This window comes from Streptomyces sp. WG5, from assembly GCF_049974565.1.
Taxonomy (GTDB): Bacteria; Actinomycetota; Actinomycetes; order Streptomycetales; family Streptomycetaceae; genus Streptomyces.
This window is the reverse complement of record NZ_JBNGGC010000010.1, coordinates 227,740-243,488: the sequence shown is the minus strand read 5'-3', so window position 1 is coordinate 243,488 and position 15,749 is coordinate 227,740. Positions and strand designations below refer to the sequence as shown.

The following is a 15,749-nucleotide window of genomic DNA, read 5'->3' as shown; positions in this document are numbered from 1 at the left end:
CGGCCGCCGGCCGCCGGCCGCCGACCGCCGGCCGCCGACCGCCGGCCGCCGGCCGCCGAGCACCGGCCGCCGATCAGCCGGACGCGCGGCGACTGAGGCGTCGAACGTTTCGAAACGTATAGCGAATGTTCCGATAGTGCTGGTTGCTCGGGGGCTACGTCAGGAGGGCCCCCAGGGTTACGATCGCCGTCATGACATCCCCGCAGCCCGCTGAAACCCGGACGCAAAGGCGGTCCGCGCAGACCGCGACCCTCGCCGAGATCGCGCGTGAGGCCGGTGTGTCGGCGCCGACTGTTTCGAAGGTCCTCAATGGCCGTGCCGATGTCGCCCCCGCGACCCGGGCCCGCGTGGAGGAGCTGCTGCGCGGTCACGGCTACCGGCGCCGGCGGGCCGAGGCGACCCGCTCGCCGCTGATCGACCTGGTCTTCCACGAACTGGAGAGCGCCTGGGCGATGGAGGTCATCCGGGGTGTGGAGAACGTGGCCCGGGACACGGGGCTCAGCGTCGTCCTCTCCGAGAGCGCGGGGCGCCTCACGCCCGGCCGGACCTGGGCCGACCAGGTCGCCGCCCGCCGCCCGCACGGAGTGATCCTCGTCCTGTCCGGCCTCGACGAGTCCCAGCGGGCCCTGCTCACCAGCCGCTCCATCCCGTTCGTGGTGATGGACCCGGCCGGCGACCCGGGCGCCGACGTGCCGTCCATCGGCGCCACCAACTGGCAGGGCGGGCTCGCCGCCACCCGGCACCTGATCGACCTCGGGCACACCCGCATCGGCGCGATCAGCGGCCCCGTCCGGATGATGTGCAGCCGCGCCCGCGTCGACGGCTACCGGGCCGCCCTGGAGACGGCGGGGCTGCCCGTCGACCCGGACCTGATCATGACCGGAGACTTCCACCACGAGGCCGGCTACCGGCAGGGCCTGGAACTGCTGCGCCGCCCCGACCGCCCGACCGCCGTCTTCGCCGGCAACGACCTCCAGGCGCTCGGGCTGTACGAGGCCGCGCGGGAGCTGGGGCTGCGCATCCCGCAGGACCTGAGCGTGGTCGGGTTCGACGACCTGCCGGTGGCCCGCTGGGTGGGGCCGCCGTTGACGACCGTACGGCAGCCGCTCATGGAGATGGCCGAGGCGGCGGCCCGGCTGGTCCTGGACCTCGGACGGGACGACGGCTCCGCGGCGGCGACCCGGGTGGAGCTGGCCACCAGCCTGGAGGTGCGCAGCAGTACGGGCGCGCCCGCGGCGGTCTGACCGGGACCGGCCGCCCGCTCTCCTCGACCGACCGGGACCGGCCCCCGCTCCCCTCGAACCGAACCGACCGGACCGGTTTCCGCTCTCCTCGAAGCCCGGCCGCCTTCCGCTGCCTGAGAAGTCTGAGAAGTCTGAGAATTTACGCAGAATGACGACCCACGTATGTCCGTTCCCAGTAATTCGGACGTACGTTCCTCACGATGGGGCATTCGGGTGGGGACGCGAACGGGGCCGGCACGGGCGGGGGCGGACGCATGGCTGCGCGGGACGGGCTGGGCGGGCCGGGCCGCCGCTCGAAGGGGCTGAAGGCGGCAGGCCTCGCCCTGGCCGGTGCCCTGCTGCTCGGGGCCGCCGCGGCGGGGTGGGCCTACTGGCACCTGAACGGCAACATCCGGAGCGTCGACATCGACGGCGCGCTCGGCGACGACCGCCCCGCGAGGCCGGTCACCGTCCCCTCCGCCCCGTCCGACGCGGCCCCGGTGCCCGCCGGCGCCCTGAACATCCTGGTCCTCGGCTCGGACTCGCGCAGCGGCGAGGAGAACCAGGAGCTCGGCGGCGGTGACAGCGAGGGCGCCCGCTCGGACACCGCGATGGTCGTCCACCTCGACGCGGGCCGGACCGCCGCCACCGTCGTCAGCATCCCCCGCGACACGCTCGTCACCCGCCCGTCCTGCCCGCTGCCGTCCGGCGGTGAGTCCCGGGAGGCGAGCGGCGCGATGTTCAACACCGCCTACGCGCTGGGCGGTCCGGTCTGCGCGGTCAAGACCGTCGAGTCGATGACCGGCGTCCGCATGGACCACTACGTCGAGATCGACTTCTCCGGTTTCGCCGAGCTGGTCGACGCGCTCGGCGGGGTCACGGTCACCACGGACGTGGACATCGACGACGACAAGAGCCACCTGCACCTCGACGCCGGCACCCACCACCTCGACGGCACCGAGGCCCTCGGTCTGGCCCGCACCCGGTACGGACTGGAGGGCGGCAGCGACCTCGCCCGCATAGAGCTCCAGCACAAGCTGGTCAAGGCGCTGCTGGAGCAGATGTCGGCCACCGACCTGCTCACCGACCCGGCACGGCTGTACCAGGTCGCCGACGCGGTCACCGGCAGCCTCACCACCGACACCCGCCTGGACTCGCTGGGCGAGCTGATGAGCCTCGGCCGCAGCCTCGGGAACCTGTCGGCCGACGACGTGCGCACGGTGACGATGCCCGTCCTGCCGGCGCCCTGGGACGTCAACCGGGTGGTGGCCCTGGAGCCGGACGCCGGTGAGCTGTGGGAATCGCTTCGCTGAGGGAAGCCCCGAAGGAAATCCGCGAAATTCCCGGGTCACCTGTCGATCCACGCCCCACCCGTTCGACGCACGGGTGAGAGGCCGGGACGGACCCGGCCCGCGAACCACCCGAGGAGTCACCATGCCGCGCTTCCTGTCGCTGATCCGCATCGAGGAGAACGACGCCCTGTCCGGAGGCCCCAGCCCCGAGCTGATGCAGCGGATGGAGAAGCTGATGGAGGAGATGACGAAGGCCGGCGTGCTGCTCGACACCGCCGGGCTGACCCCGACCGCCCAGGGCACCCGCGTCCACTACGAGGGCGGGCAGCTGTCCGTCACCGACGGGCCGTTCACCGAGTCCAAGGAGGTCATCGGCGGCTACTCGCTCCTCCAGGCCAAGGACAAGGCCGAGGCGGTCGAGTGGACCAAGCGCTTCCTCAAGGTGCACGAGGAGTACTGGACGGTGACCTGCGAGGTGCGGGAGCTGATGGAGGGCTAGGGCAGGCCCTGGCCCGGTTTGGCCTCGCGGGCCCGGGGGTGTTGCATGGTGGGCTGTGGAACCACAGCCCACCGAGGCCATCGAGACGGTCTTCCGCCTGGAGTCCCCGCGCGTCATCGCCGGCGTCGCCCGCCTGGTCCGGGACGTCGGCATCGCCGAGGAACTCACGCAGGACGCCATGGTCGCGGCCTTGGAGCAGTGGCCCCGGGACGGCGTGCCCGACAACCCGGGCGCCTGGCTCATGGCCACCGCCCGGCGCCGCGCCGTCGACCTGATCCGGCGCCGCGAGAACTACGCCCGCAAGCTGGCGGAGCTCGGCCGGGACCTGCCCGCCGCGGCCCCGCCGCCCGAGGAGCCCGCCGACCCGGACGACATCGACGACGACCTGCTGCGGCTGGTCTTCACCGCCTGCCACCCGGTGCTGTCCGCCGAGGCCCGCATCGCCCTCACCCTGCGCCTGCTCGGCGGCCTCACCACCCCGGAGATCGCTCGCGCCTTCCTCGTCCCGGAGGCGACGGTCGCGCAGCGCATCGTGCGCGCCAAACGTACGTTGGCCAAGAAGAACGTCGCCTTCGAGGTGCCCTGCGGCCCGGACCGCACGGCCCGTCTCGGCTCGGTCCTGGAGGTCATCTACCTGATCTTCAACGAGGGGTACGCGGCCACCGCCGGCGACGACTGGCTCCGCCCGGCCCTGTGCGAGGACGCCCTGCGCCTGGCCCGCGTGCTCTCCGCGCTGATGCCCGAGGAGCCCGAGGTCCACGGACTGACGGCCCTGCTGGAGTTCCAGGCGTCCCGTACTGCCGCCCGCACCGGACCCGACGGCGCACCGGTCCTCCTCGAGGACCAGAACCGCCGCCGCTGGAACCGCATGCTCATCGCCCGCGGTGTCACCGCCCTCGACCGCGCCCACGCCACCACCGGCCCCAAAGGCCCGGGCCCGTACCTGCTCCAGGCAGCGATCGCCGCCTGCCACGCGACGGCGTACACGTACGAGGAGACCGACTGGCCCCGCATCGCCGCGCTCTACGGCCTGCTCGCGGCCCGCGCCCCGTCCCCGGTCGTCGAACTCAACCGCGCGGTGGCCGTGTCGATGGCCGAGGGTCCCGCCCCGGCACTCGACCTCGTCGACGCCCTCGCCGCCGAGCCCGCCCTGCGCGACTACCACCTGCTTCCCAGCGTCCGCGGCGACCTCCTGCTCCGGCTGGGCCGTACGGCCGAGGCCCGCACGGAGTTGGAGCGCGCGGCCTCCCTGGCCCGCAACGAACGCGAACGCGAACTGCTGACGCGCCGCGCGGAGCGGTGCGGTTAGGGCCTGCCCACCGGGTGTCCGATCAGCATCGTCGGTGCCCCCGCGACCCGGGTCATGAACACCGTGGCCGCGTGGGGGCCCTGTGGCTTGACCTTCCGCCGCAGTTCCTCCGGCTCGACCGCCGAGCCCCGTTTCTTCACGGTCAGGGTGCCGACCCGGCGCTCCCGCAGCAGTGCCTTCAGCTTCTTGACGTTGAAGGGCATCCGGTCGGTGATCTCGTACGCCGTGGCGTACGGCGTCGGCAGCAGTGCGTCCGCGGTGACGTAGGCGATGGTCGCGTCGAGCAGCCCGCCGCCGACCTGTTCGGCGACCTCGGCGACGAGGTGGGCGCGGATGACGGCGCCGTCCGGCTCGTACAGGTAGCGGCCGGGCGTGCGGACCTCCGGGTCGGGCAGGCCGGTGCCGAGCAGGGTGCGCGGCCCCGGCAGCAGCGTGGCCCGCACCGCCCCCGCTCCCGGCGCCACCGCCCCCCGCGCGCCGCCGAACCACAGCACCGCCTCCTTCACGTCCCCGCCGTCGGAGATCCACTCGGCCTCGGCGTCCTCCGGCACCGCCTCGTGCGGGATGCCGGGCGCGACCTTCAGCGCGGCGGCGCGGGGGGCCGTACGGGCCGCCTCCACGGCCCAGGACAGCGGCGGCGAGTACGCCTCCGGGTCGAAGATCCGCCCGCGCCCTCCGCGCCGCGCGGGGTCGACGAACACGGCGTCGTACCCACGCGTCTCCACCTCGGTCACGTCCGCCTCGCGCACCTCGATCAGCTCCTCCAGCCCCAGTGCCTCGGCGTTGGCGCGGGCGGCCGTCGCGGTCGCCGGGTCCCGGTCCACGGCCAGCACCCGGATCCCGGCCCGGGCGAGCGCGATCGCGTCGCCGCCGATCCCGCAGCACAGGTCGGCGACGGAGGTCACGCCCAGCGCCGCCATCCGCCCGGCCCGGTACGCCGCCACGCTCGCCCGCGTCGACTGCTCGACCCCGTTGGGGGTGAAGAACATCCGCCCGGCGTCCTCGGCACCGAACTTCGCCACCGCCCGCTGCCGCAGCCGGGCCTGGCCGAGCGCCGCGGACACCAGCCCGGCCGGATGCGTGCGCCGCAGCCGGGTCGCGACCGCCAGTTCCTGCGTGGGGTCGGTGTCGCGCACCTCGTCGAGGAGGGCGCGGCCCTCGGGGGTGAGCAGGGCGAGGAGGGCGTCGAGGTCGTTCACCGGAACATTGTGGGCCAGTCGGTGGACGGTGTGCCTCCGGCGCGGTGTCGGGCGGGGTCCGACGGCCGGGGGCTGGGAGGATCCGGCACCATGCGAGCAGTCGTACAAACCGACAAAAGCCGGGCGTGCGGAGTGTTCCGGACGTCCTCTCCGGGGTTCCGGACGCGCGGCGGCCTCGCCGCCCTCGCCCTCGCCGCCCTCGCGTCCTCCGGCTGTGCGCAGGACGCCTCCCAGGGGCGGGGCGCCGCCGGCGGGCAGCCCCTGCAGGCACCCCCGGCCCGCGCGCTCGACGCCTACGCGTCCGAACTGCGCGCGGCCCAGGCGGCCCGGGTCGCCGCAGCCGAGCGCTGGAAGCTGAAGAAGGTCCCGCTGACGGCGCCCCCGCCCCCCGAGAAGAAGCCGGAGATCAAGGCGCGCGAGGGCTTCGAGGTGGACGGCCAGGAGAACCTCCCGCCGGTCTTCACCTCGATCCCCACCAAGGAGAAGATCGTCTTCCTCACCATCGACGACGGCGCCGAGAAGGACCCGGCGTTCCTGCGGATGATGAGCGAGCTGAAGATCCCGTACACGGCCTTCATCAGCGACTACCTGGCGAAGGAGGACTACGGCTACTTCGGGCGGATGCAGGACCGCGGCGTCACCCTCAACAACCACACCCTTCACCACCCCTACCTGCCCGGCCTGTCCTACGCCGGCCAGAAGCGCGAGATCTGCGGCATGCAGGACGTGATCGAGGAGCGCTACGGCGAGCGCCCGACCCTCTTCCGTCCGCCCTACGGCAACTACAACCGCGACACCCTGCGCGCCGCCAAGGCCTGCGGCATCGAGTACGCCCCGATCTGGAACGCGGAGGTCTTCGCCGACCACTGGGACTACCGCGAGTGGGACCGCGAGATCCACCCCGGCGACATCGTCCTCACCCACTTCCGGGGCGAGGACGACTGGGGCGGCACCATGCGCGACATGGCCCGCGAGTTCCTCGACAAGGTGACGGCGGAGGGATACGCGGTGGCCCGGCTGGAGGACTACCTGTGAGGTGCGGGCGGTTCCGGCCGACCGGGGCCGCCCTGGCCGCCGTCCTGCTCACCGGCTGCGCACAGTTCGCGGGCCCCGCCCAGCCCCCGCCCGTCGCGGAACAGGCCCGGGCGGGGGTCCACGGCGGTATCCAGGGCAACGGGCCGGGCAGCATGCAGGGCAACGGGCAAGGTGCCGGTCGGGGCAACGGACGGGGACAGGCCCTGCCGCCCGTCGTGGACCACGTCCGCACCACCGACCCGGTCGTCTTCCTCACCTTCGACGACAGCGCCGAACGCGACCCGCACTTCGCCGGCCTGGTCCGTGAACGACGGCTCCCGGTCACCCTGTTCCTCACCGACACCGTCGCCGGACCCGCGTACGGCCACTTCGCCCGGCTGCGCTCGGTCGGCGCGAGCCTGCAGAACCACACCCTCGACCACCGTTCCCTGCGCGGCCTGCCCTACGCCGGCCAGCGCGCCGAGATCTGCGGCCAGCAGACCAAGCTCAAGTCCCGCTTCGGCGTCCGTCCGCACCTCTTCCGCCCGCCCTACGGCAGGTACGACACCACGACCCTGCGCGCCGCCGCCGAGTGCGGCATCACGGCCGTCGTCCTGTGGCGGGCGACCCTGAACGCCGGCGGGGACCTCACCTACACCCGCGGCGACCGCCGCCTCCACCCGGGCGACATCGTGTCCGTCGCCCCGGACCACCCGACGGGCGTGGGCGTGAGCGCGCGCACCGGGCGTTTGCTGGGGGAGATCGAGGAGCAGGGTCTGCGGGTGGGACGCCTGGAGGACTACCTCTGACACCGACGCCGGTCGGTACAGGATCCCCGACGCGCCGCCGACATTGGCACTCCGCTTGACCGAGTGCTAATCGCGGTCATAGTCTCGGCTCTGGCACTCCCCACTGGAGAGTGCCAATGACGCGACGGGCAGGTCCGGCACCCGCGACGACGGATCCACCTGGTCGCCACCTCAGACAGTTAACCCCGTGAGATCTCCGAAGGGGGAGGTCGGATCGTGACGACCACCAGCTCCAAGGTTGCCATCAAGCCGCTCGAGGACCGCATTGTGGTCCAGCCGCTCGACGCCGAGCAGACCACGGCTTCGGGCCTGGTCATTCCGGACACGGCCAAGGAGAAGCCCCAGGAGGGCGTCGTCCTGGCCGTCGGCCCGGGCCGCTTCGAGGACGGCAACCGTCTTCCGCTCGACGTCACCGTCGGCGACGTCGTGCTCTACAGCAAGTACGGCGGCACCGAGGTGAAGTACAACGGCGAGGAGTACCTCGTCCTCTCGGCCCGCGACGTGCTCGCGATCGTCGAGAAGTAGTTCACCCGAAGCACCTTGCTTTCCAGCTGCGCCCCTGGCTCCCGCGACCATAAAAAAGCCGGGCGCCGGGGGCGCAGCGCCGTATAACCCCAAGATTTCCGGAAGAGGGCTCACGCTCCCATGGCGAAGATCCTGAAGTTCGACGAGGACGCCCGTCGCGCCCTCGAGCGCGGCGTCAACAAGCTCGCCGACACGGTGAAGGTGACGATCGGCCCCAAGGGCCGCAACGTCGTCATCGACAAGAAGTTCGGCGCCCCGACCATCACCAACGACGGTGTCACGATCGCCCGCGAGGTCGAGATCGAGGACCCGTACGAGAACCTCGGTGCCCAGCTGGTGAAGGAGGTGGCGACCAAGACCAACGACATCGCGGGTGACGGCACCACCACCGCCACCGTCCTGGCCCAGGCGCTGGTCCGCGAAGGCCTGCGGAACGTCGCCGCCGGTGCCTCCCCGGCGCTGCTGAAGAAGGGCATCGACGCGGCCGTCGCCGCCGTGTCCGAGGACCTCCTCGCCACCGCGCGCCCGATCGAGGAGAAGTCCGACATCGCCGCCGTGGCCGCGCTGTCCGCCCAGGACCAGCAGGTCGGCGAGCTGATTGCCGAGGCGATGGACAAGGTCGGCAAGGACGGTGTCATCACCGTCGAGGAGTCCAACACCTTCGGTCTGGAGCTGGACTTCACCGAGGGCATGGCCTTCGACAAGGGCTACCTGTCGCCGTACTTCGTGACGGACCAGGAGCGCATGGAAGCCGTCCTGGAGGACCCCTACATCCTCATCAACCAGGGCAAGATCTCCTCCATCGCGGACCTGCTGCCGCTGCTGGAGAAGGTCATCCAGGCGGGTGCCTCCAAGCCGCTGCTGATCATCGCCGAGGACCTCGAGGGCGAGGCGCTCTCCACCCTCGTCGTGAACAAGATCCGCGGCACCTTCAACGCGGTGGCCGTCAAGGCCCCCGGCTTCGGCGACCGCCGCAAGGCGATGCTGCAGGACATGGCCGTCCTCACCGGCGCCACGGTCATCTCCGAGGAGGTCGGCCTCAAGCTCGACCAGGTCGGCCTGGAGGTGCTCGGCACCGCCCGTCGCATCACCGTCACCAAGGACGACACCACGATCGTCGACGGTGCCGGCAAGCGCGACGAGGTCGAGGGCCGCATCAACCAGATCAAGGCCGAGATCGAGAACACGGACTCCGACTGGGACCGCGAGAAGCTCCAGGAGCGTCTCGCGAAGCTGGCCGGCGGCGTGTGCGTGATCAAGGTCGGCGCCGCCACCGAGGTGGAGCTGAAGGAGCGCAAGCACCGTCTGGAGGACGCCATCTCCGCGACCCGCGCCGCGGTCGAGGAGGGCATCGTCTCCGGTGGTGGCTCCGCGCTGGTCCACGCCGTCAAGGTCCTCGAGGGCAACCTCGGCAAGACCGGCGACGAGGCCACGGGTGTCGCGGTCGTCCGCCGCGCCGCCGTCGAGCCGCTGCGCTGGATCGCCGAGAACGCCGGCCTGGAGGGTTACGTCATCACCTCCAAGGTCGCCGAGCTCGACAAGGGCCAGGGCTTCAACGCCGCCACCGGCGAGTACGGCGACCTGGTCAAGGCCGGCGTCATCGACCCGGTGAAGGTCACCCGCTCCGCCCTGGAGAACGCCGCCTCCATCGCCTCCCTCCTCCTGACGACCGAGACCCTGGTCGTCGAGAAGAAGGAAGAGGAAGAGCCGGCCGCCGCGGGCCACGGCCACGGCCACTCGCACTGAGCGCAGCGCTGAGCTGAGCTGAGCTGAACCGAGCTCACCGAGCCGACGGTGCCCGGCACCCCCACGGGGGGTGCCGGGCACCGCGCGTCTCCGCGAACGCCGGCGTCACCGTGGAGCCGTCACAGCAGCCCGCTGGAGCCGTCACAACAGCCCGCTCAGCGGCAGTACCCGTTCGGCGAGCCGCCCCCGCAGCCGCCCTCCGGCGGTGTCGGCCTCCTCCACGAGCCAGCCGGCGGCGATCAGCACTCCGGCGTGCTCGGCGACGTCCTCGGGCCGTACGGCGCAGAACGAGGCGACCGTGTCCAGCGCGAGGCCGACGTCCTCGCCGGCGCCTCCGAGACGCCCGTCGGGACGGCTGTGGGCGGCGGTGTACACGGCGAGGAGCCGCGTGGCCGCACCAGCCTTCTTCTTCCTGAGCTTCCGGTCGCCCACCACCTTCTGCGCCCACCCCGAGAGCCTCGCCCGGGTGACCTTGCCGAAGGAGAACGGGCGGGGCTCGGTGGGCAGCAGCGTGGGGACCGTGACCTGGGTGGGCTCCTCGGGCCGCGACGTCAGCGCGTCGTCGGCGGAGACATCCTCCGGCAGCCGCAGCCAGCCGACGTCGACCAGCTGCTGGAGCACCCGCTCGGCGTCTCCCTGCAGCCAGCCGATGAGGTCCTGCCCGGTGACGTTCCCGGTACCGGCGCGCGCGGCCCGCAGGGTGAGCATGAGCACCGCGAGCCGCGCCTCGGCCTCGGGGAGCGGGGAGCCGGCCCGGACGTGCTCCAGCACACGGCGGGCGTGGACGCCCTGGCCCCGGGTCAGCAACCGCTCGACGACCGGCCCCTCCCCGTCCACCGGGATGCCGCGCCGGTTGACGTCCATCTCGCGGGTGGTCCGCGCGGCCGTCGCGGCCCGGTCCGCTTCCTCCCGCAGGGACGCGTCGCCGGTGACGTCGGCCCACAGGGCGAAGGCGCGGGCCTTGCGGTCGTGGAGTTCGGCGAGGACGGCGAGGTCCGGTTCGGTGCGCCGCTGGTACGCGCGGAACGCGTCCCCGAGTTCGGTCAGCTCCAGGCGCAGCGCGTCGGGCTGGAGGTCGTCCGGCACGATCCGCTGCGCGACCTTCCCCCATCGCCCCGCGCCCAGGTGCCCGGCGGGGACACCGCCGGGCCGGGGACGCGGGGCGGGCCGGGCGCGCGGGACGGAGGCAGCCCCGGCGCCGGGGCGGGCCGAGGCGGGGGCCGCCGAAGGCCCCCCGCAGCCGGGAGCGTCGGAGAACATCACCGTCCCTCCGCCGGGCACCGCTCCCCGGTCGGGCCTTCCCCTGTCCGTACGCCCGCTGTCGGCGCCGTCGGCGAACAGTCCGCCCCGGTCACCAGTGCCCGCGCTCATCCGATGCCACCCTCTCCCTTGCCGGCCTGCGGCCTCCCGCCCGCTGCGGGCGCAGCCACCTGACGTTACGTCGCCCGGGCACGAGGCCGGCCACGGACGTGGGTGGATCACACGTTCGGGTGACGGTCCACTCCCGGGTAGCCGACCGTTCACGGCGCCGGGCCCCTTCGGGGCCACCGTGCCGCCCGCTCCGGCAGCGCTGTCAGACCTCGTCATGGACGCCGAGGCTTTCGAAGACCCCGTGGTCGCTGGGCGCCATGGCGGTCGAACCGGAGACGACGGTCGGACGGCTTGCACAGCGCGGGCAGCGGGTCTCGTCCCCACGGGCCTGCGCAGCAGCGGTTGCACGTGGTCGCCGGCGCACGCACTCGCGGGTACCTGCGAGGCGGTTGGACAGGCGGGGGCCTGGGGGTGCTGCCGGGCGGGGTGGTTCTCGTCCGCGTGCGGTGACGCGGTGGTCGCGGGCTGGGCGTGGGGCTGGGGCGGCGGCGCTCCGCCGCGGAACGCCACGGGCCGGCGGCCCCTCTGCTCAGCGAAGGGGGCGCCCGACCCGCCCCCTGTCACTGCGGCCCGTACTTCCGCCCCGTACGCGAGGTGATCCCGCCCAGCATCCCCCGCGGCACCAGCTTCGCCGCCCCCATCAGGGCCTTGTAGCGAGGGTCGGGGATCGACAGGGACTTGCCGCGGGAAAGGTCGTCGAGGGCCGCCGCGACGACCTTGTCGGCGTCGAGCCACATCCAGCCGGGGATGTTGTCCGTGCCCATGCCCGCCCGCTCGTGGAACTCCGTGCGCACGAAGCCGGGGCACAGGGCCATCAGGCGTACCCCGCTGCCGGCCAGGTCCTTCGCCACGCCCTGGGTGAACTGCACGACCCACGCCTTGGAGGCGCCGTACGTGCCGCGCGGGACGAAGGCCGCGACCGAGGCCACGTTGACCACGCCGCCGCGGCCCCGCCCCCGCATCGCCTCCGTCGCCGCCGAGGTCAGCCGCAGCACCGCCTCGCAGTGCACCTTGAGCATGGTCAGCTCGTCGGCCATGGAGACGTCGAGGAAACGGCCCTTGTTGCCGAATCCGGCGTTGTTGATCAGCAGGTCGACGGGGTGCCGGCGCTCGCCCAGCCGGGCGGCCACCGCGTCGATGCCGGCGTCCGTCGACAGGTCGGCCGTCAGGACCTCCGCCTCGATGCCGTGCCGGTCGTGCAGTTCGGTCGCCTGGTCGCGCAGCCGCTCGGTGTCGCGGGCCACCAGCACCAGGTCGTGTCCGTCGGCCGCCAGCCGCCGCGCGAACGCGGCGCCGATGCCCGCCGTCGATCCCGTAATCAATGCCGTTGTCATGGCGCAAGGTTATGGGTCCGGACCGAGCACGTCCGCTTCGTTCGCCAGGTGGGCCCGCGACCGGTGAAGAGCCGGTGAAGACGGCACCGGCGCGGGCTCGGTGAGGTCCCGTCAGGCGCCGTGCGCCTCCGCGTACTTCCGCGCCGCCGCCAGCGACTCCGGGTGCAGCGCCCCGCCCGCCGCGAGCAGCCGGGGCAGCAGCTCCCGCTCCGTCGTCACCGCCCGGAACTCCATTGCCACCGTCACCTCGTGGCCGGGCCGGTGCACGATCTCGACCGGGTCGCCCGCGCGTATCGAACCCGGCTCGATCACCCGCAGGTACGCGCCCGGCGCACCCTTCTCCGTGAACCGCTTCACCCACCGCGCCTCACCCAGATGCCCCTGGAAGGTGCGGCAGGGGATACGGCCGCAGGTCACCTCCAGCACCAGGTCGGGGCCGAGCCGCCAGCGCTCGCCGATCAGGGCTCCGGACACGTCCAGGCCCGTGAGGGTGAGGTTCTCGCCGAACGCGCCGTTCCGCAGCGGCCGGCCCAGCTCGCGTTCCCAGTCGTCCAGGTCCTCGCGCGCCATGGCGTACACCGCCTGGTCGTCGCCCCCGTGATGACGCGTGTCGCACACCGCGTCCCCGGCCAGCCCGCTCCCCCCGACGCCCTTCGGCCCGGGTGCCGTCACCCGAACGGCCCCGTCGGCCGGCTGCTTGTCGATGCCGGTGACGCCCTCGGGGTGGTCCGTGTACGGCACGGTCTTCGCACGGCCCAGGTTGACGGACAGCAGCTTCATGGCGGGACGGCTCACGGCGGGACGGCTCACCGCGGTACGCCTCATGGCGGAACGGCTCATGGCGGAACGGTAGGACACGCGCCATGAAAGCGTCGACGCGTTTTTCGGTGCCCGATCAAAGATTCGCTTATCGTCGCCTATCCTCAAAGGTGTGATCGAGGCTCGTCATCTCCGTGTGCTGCGCGCCGTGGCATCGACCGGTTCCTTCTCCGCCGCGGGGCGCGAGCTGGGCTGCACCCAGCCCGCCGTCAGCCAGCAGATGAAGGCCCTGGAGGCCTCCGTCGGCACGCCCCTGCTCGTGCGCACCGGACGCGAGATGCGGCTGACCCAGGCCGGTGAGGCGCTGGTGCGGCACGCCGCCGGGATCCTCGCCGGGCTCACGGCGGCCGAGGAGGAGGTCGCCGCGATCGCCGGGCTGCGCGCCGGGCGGGTCCGGCTGGTCTCCTTCCCCAGCGGCAGCTCCACCCTCGTGCCGACCGCCCTGGCCGCGCTGCGCGCCGCGCACCCCGGCACCCGGGTCTTCCTGGAGGAGGCCGAGCCGCCGAAGTCGGTCGAGCTGCTGCGCGAGGGCGACTGCGACGTGGCGCTCGCCTTCCGCTACGAGGGCGCGGCCGGCGCGGAGGAGTGGGACGACCTCGTCGTACGGCCCCTGCTGACCGACCGCCTCGTGGCCCTGGTGCCCGAGCGGCACCGGCTGGCGCGGACGGGATCCGACGGTTCCGTGGCCATCGGGGAACTGGCCCATGACCCCTGGATCGCGGGCTGCCCGCGGTGCCGCGGGCAGTTGGTCGAGGTCTGCGAGGGGGCCGGCTTCATCCCCCGCATCGACTTCGCGACCGACGACTACCCGGCGGTCGTCGGCCTGGTCGGAGCCGGCCTGGGCGTGGCCGTCCTGCCCCAGCTCGCCGTCGAGTCCGTACGGCCCCGGGGCGTACGCACGGTGACGCTGGAACCGGCGGTGCGGCGGGAGATCGTCGCCCTCACCCTGCCCGACCTGGCCCAGGTGCCGGCGGTGACGGCGACGCTGGACGAGCTCGCCCGGGCGGCGTCGGCCCAGTCGGCGGCGCGCTGAGCGGCGGCCCGGAGTGCGTGGGCGCGCGCTGAGGGGCGGTCCGGAGTGCGTGGGCGCGCGCTGAGCGGCGGCCCGGAGTACGTGTGCGGCTTCCGTGTCGGCCGGGGTGTCGCGTGCGGGCCCGTATCGGCGGGGTACCACGTGCGGGCCCGTATCGGAGGGTCGTAACAGAGAAAACGTTCCTTCAGTGATGTGCGGCTGCCTCCCCTCCGACCGACGCCGTCGCCGTCGTCGCCATCAGACGGTGGCGGGCCCGTCCCATGAGCTCCTCGCGCTCGTCCTCGGTCAGTCCGCCCCACACGCCGTACGGCTCGCGTACCGCCAGCGCGTGTGCCGCGCACTCGGCGCGCACCGGGCACCTCATGCAGACCTCCTTGGCCGAGTTCTCGCGAGCACTCCGTGCCGCGCCGCGCTCTCCCTCCGGATGGAAGAAGAGCGAGCTGTCCACCCCGCGGCACGCAGCCAGAAGCTGCCAGTCCCACAGGTCCGCGTTCGGTCCGGGAAGGCGGGAGAAATCTGCCATTGCGTGACCCCTTGTAGCCGATATGGGTAGATGCCGGGGATACAGCGTCCGCGACCGTACAACTGCGATCTAAGGAGATGAAAATATGACTCATTGCGAATCTAGCTCCAGACACCAACAAAGTGGAAGAAAAGCGGCTAAATGGGGCACGGGTTGTGGTGAAACCGGGCGGGTCCCCCGCGCATGTCTGCTGCGTGGTCACCCCCTCACGTAGAGTGCTGAAGACGACACACAGCCCCGTAACTCTTTCGAGTGACCGTCGTTGAGAGTGCGGAGGCGGTTGAAGGAACAAGTGCTCGGGCGGGCGTCCGGGACGGTCGACCGCACAGGTGACGATTTCGTACCAGCCTGGAGGCTCAACGTGACGCGCATCAGCTGCGGAGGACGGCCATGACTTCCGTCCTCGTCTGCGACGACTCCCCGCTTGCCCGAGAGGCACTCCGCCGCGCGGTCGCGACCGTGCCCGGTGTCGAGCGCGTGACGACGGCGGCCAACGGCGAGGAAGTCCTCCGCCGCTGGGGTGCCGACCGCTCGGACCTGATCCTGATGGACGTGCGCATGCCCGGCCTGGGCGGCGTCGAGACCGTCCGGCGGCTGCTGTCCGCCGACCCGGGCGCGCGCATCATCATGCTCACCGTCGCCGAGGACCTGGACGGCGTGGCCCTCGCGGTCGCCGCCGGTGCCCGCGGCTACCTGCACAAGGACGCCTCGCGCGCCGAGCTGCGCGCCACGGTCACGCAGGCCCTCGCCGATCCGACCTGGCGGCTCGCCCCGCGCCGGCTGCGCTCGGCGGAGATGGGCGCCGCGCCCACGCTCACCGCGCGGGAGATCCAGGTTCTGGAGGGCATGAGTCACGGCCGGTCCAACGCGGAGATCGGCCGTGAGCTCTTCCTCTCCGAGGACACCGTCAAGACGCACGCCCGGCGGCTCTTCAAGAAGCTCGGCGCCTCGGACCGGGCACACGCGGTGGCGCTCGGCTTCCGGTGGGGCCTGGTCCGCTAGGGCACCCCGTGCGGTGGAGGCCGAAAGGGCCCGTCGGGGATGCCGTGATTC

The 15,749-nt window shown here is 72.7% G+C and carries 15 protein-coding genes; 10 read left to right on the top strand and 5 right to left on the bottom strand.

The genetic code is table 11. From position 1 onward, the window contains the following. Window positions 1–191: 191 nt before the first annotated feature. From ACP4IX_RS13270 to ACP4IX_RS13255, 4 genes are all read left to right on the top strand, one after another. Complete coding sequence (locus ACP4IX_RS13270; RefSeq protein WP_426523636.1) at window positions 192–1,244, top strand: LacI family DNA-binding transcriptional regulator; 1,053 nt, start codon at window positions 192–194, stop codon at window positions 1,242–1,244. Between the two features lie 254 nt (window positions 1,245–1,498). Then, the gene (locus tag ACP4IX_RS13265) at window positions 1,499–2,536 is read left to right on the top strand and encodes an LCP family protein (RefSeq protein ID WP_426555583.1); all 1,038 of its coding nucleotides are present in this window, start codon (window positions 1,499–1,501) and stop codon (window positions 2,534–2,536) included. Between the two features lie 121 nt (window positions 2,537–2,657). After that, entirely contained in the window at window positions 2,658–3,014 is a 357-nt protein-coding gene (locus tag ACP4IX_RS13260) for a YciI family protein (protein WP_426523638.1), read from the top strand. Between the two features lie 55 nt (window positions 3,015–3,069). Then, complete coding sequence (locus ACP4IX_RS13255; protein ID WP_426555582.1) at window positions 3,070–4,323, top strand: RNA polymerase sigma factor; 1,254 nt, start codon at window positions 3,070–3,072, stop codon at window positions 4,321–4,323. Here ACP4IX_RS13255 and ACP4IX_RS13250 read toward each other — a convergent pair. Then, on the bottom strand, window positions 4,320–5,522 hold the full coding sequence (locus ACP4IX_RS13250; protein WP_426555581.1) for a class I SAM-dependent methyltransferase: 1,203 nt from the start codon (window positions 5,520–5,522) through the stop codon (window positions 4,320–4,322). The genes ACP4IX_RS13255 and ACP4IX_RS13250 overlap by 4 nt on opposite strands. A gap of 90 nt (window positions 5,523–5,612) precedes the next feature. Here ACP4IX_RS13250 and ACP4IX_RS13245 point away from each other — a divergent pair, with 90 nt between their 5' ends. From ACP4IX_RS13245 to groL, 4 genes are all read left to right on the top strand, one after another. Further along, window positions 5,613–6,557 carry a polysaccharide deacetylase family protein gene (locus ACP4IX_RS13245; protein ID WP_426555580.1) on the top strand — a complete coding sequence of 315 codons (945 nt, stop codon included), beginning with the start codon at window positions 5,613–5,615 and terminating at the stop codon, window positions 6,555–6,557. Window positions 6,558–6,709: 152 nt separating this feature from the next. Further along, complete coding sequence (locus ACP4IX_RS13240) at window positions 6,710–7,345, top strand: polysaccharide deacetylase family protein (protein ID WP_426523659.1); 636 nt, start codon at window positions 6,710–6,712, stop codon at window positions 7,343–7,345. Window positions 7,346–7,561: 216 nt separating this feature from the next. Next, entirely contained in the window at window positions 7,562–7,870 is a 309-nt protein-coding gene (gene groES, locus ACP4IX_RS13235) for a co-chaperone GroES (RefSeq protein WP_055418319.1), read from the top strand. A 120-nt stretch (window positions 7,871–7,990) separates the two neighbouring features. Then, window positions 7,991–9,616, top strand: coding sequence for a chaperonin GroEL (gene groL / locus ACP4IX_RS13230; RefSeq protein ID WP_426523649.1), 1,626 nt, complete (start codon window positions 7,991–7,993; stop codon window positions 9,614–9,616). 141 nt (window positions 9,617–9,757) lie between these two features. Here groL and ACP4IX_RS13225 read toward each other — a convergent pair whose 3' ends face one another. The 3 genes from ACP4IX_RS13225 to ACP4IX_RS13215 all read right to left on the bottom strand — a co-directional run bounded on the left by ACP4IX_RS13225 (window position 9,758) and on the right by ACP4IX_RS13215 (window position 13,101). After that, a complete protein-coding gene (locus ACP4IX_RS13225; protein WP_426555579.1) occupies window positions 9,758–10,987 on the bottom strand; it encodes a hypothetical protein in 1,230 nt (409 codons plus the stop codon). Window positions 10,988–11,547: 560 nt separating this feature from the next. Next, window positions 11,548–12,321 carry an SDR family NAD(P)-dependent oxidoreductase gene (locus ACP4IX_RS13220; RefSeq protein WP_426523651.1) on the bottom strand — a complete coding sequence of 258 codons (774 nt, stop codon included), beginning with the start codon at window positions 12,319–12,321 and terminating at the stop codon, window positions 11,548–11,550. Window positions 12,322–12,432: 111 nt separating this feature from the next. Beyond that, a complete protein-coding gene (locus ACP4IX_RS13215; protein ID WP_426523660.1) occupies window positions 12,433–13,101 on the bottom strand; it encodes an MOSC domain-containing protein in 669 nt (222 codons plus the stop codon). A gap of 151 nt (window positions 13,102–13,252) precedes the next feature. On the opposite strand from ACP4IX_RS13215, the gene ACP4IX_RS13210 reads away from it, so the two are divergent. Next, the gene (locus tag ACP4IX_RS13210; RefSeq protein WP_426523652.1) at window positions 13,253–14,173 is read left to right on the top strand and encodes a LysR family transcriptional regulator; all 921 of its coding nucleotides are present in this window, start codon (window positions 13,253–13,255) and stop codon (window positions 14,171–14,173) included. Between the two features lie 184 nt (window positions 14,174–14,357). Here the strand turns inward: ACP4IX_RS13210 and ACP4IX_RS13205 are convergent, their stop codons facing one another. Continuing rightward, the gene (locus tag ACP4IX_RS13205; protein ID WP_426523653.1) at window positions 14,358–14,696 is read right to left on the bottom strand and encodes a WhiB family transcriptional regulator; all 339 of its coding nucleotides are present in this window, start codon (window positions 14,694–14,696) and stop codon (window positions 14,358–14,360) included. A 390-nt stretch (window positions 14,697–15,086) separates the two neighbouring features. Between ACP4IX_RS13205 and ACP4IX_RS13200 the strand changes: the two genes are divergently transcribed. Further along, on the top strand, window positions 15,087–15,698 hold the full coding sequence (locus tag ACP4IX_RS13200) for a response regulator transcription factor (protein ID WP_003948568.1): 612 nt from the start codon (window positions 15,087–15,089) through the stop codon (window positions 15,696–15,698). Window positions 15,699–15,749: the final 51 nt, after the last annotated feature.

Bases quoted from the DNA above. Each gene is read 5' to 3' on its own strand.
- ACP4IX_RS13270 (WP_426523636.1), top strand. From the start codon at position 192: ATGACATCCCCGCAGCCCGCTGAAACCCGGACGCAAAGGCGGTCCGCG.
- ACP4IX_RS13265 (WP_426555583.1), top strand. From the start codon at position 1,499: ATGGCTGCGCGGGACGGGCTGGGCGGGCCGGGCCGCCGCTCGAAGGGG.
- ACP4IX_RS13260 (WP_426523638.1), top strand. From the start codon at position 2,658: ATGCCGCGCTTCCTGTCGCTGATCCGCATCGAGGAGAACGACGCCCTG.
- ACP4IX_RS13245 (WP_426555580.1), top strand. From the start codon at position 5,613: ATGCGAGCAGTCGTACAAACCGACAAAAGCCGGGCGTGCGGAGTGTTC.
- ACP4IX_RS13240 (WP_426523659.1), top strand. From the start codon at position 6,710: ATGCAGGGCAACGGGCAAGGTGCCGGTCGGGGCAACGGACGGGGACAG.
- groL (WP_426523649.1), top strand. From the start codon at position 7,991: ATGGCGAAGATCCTGAAGTTCGACGAGGACGCCCGTCGCGCCCTCGAG.
- ACP4IX_RS13225 (WP_426555579.1), bottom strand. From the start codon at position 10,987: ATGAGCGCGGGCACTGGTGACCGGGGCGGACTGTTCGCCGACGGCGCC.
- ACP4IX_RS13220 (WP_426523651.1), bottom strand. From the start codon at position 12,321: ATGACAACGGCATTGATTACGGGATCGACGGCGGGCATCGGCGCCGCG.
- ACP4IX_RS13215 (WP_426523660.1), bottom strand. From the start codon at position 13,101: ATGAAGCTGCTGTCCGTCAACCTGGGCCGTGCGAAGACCGTGCCGTAC.
- ACP4IX_RS13205 (WP_426523653.1), bottom strand. From the start codon at position 14,696: ATGGCAGATTTCTCCCGCCTTCCCGGACCGAACGCGGACCTGTGGGAC.
- ACP4IX_RS13200 (WP_003948568.1), top strand. From the start codon at position 15,087: ATGACTTCCGTCCTCGTCTGCGACGACTCCCCGCTTGCCCGAGAGGCA.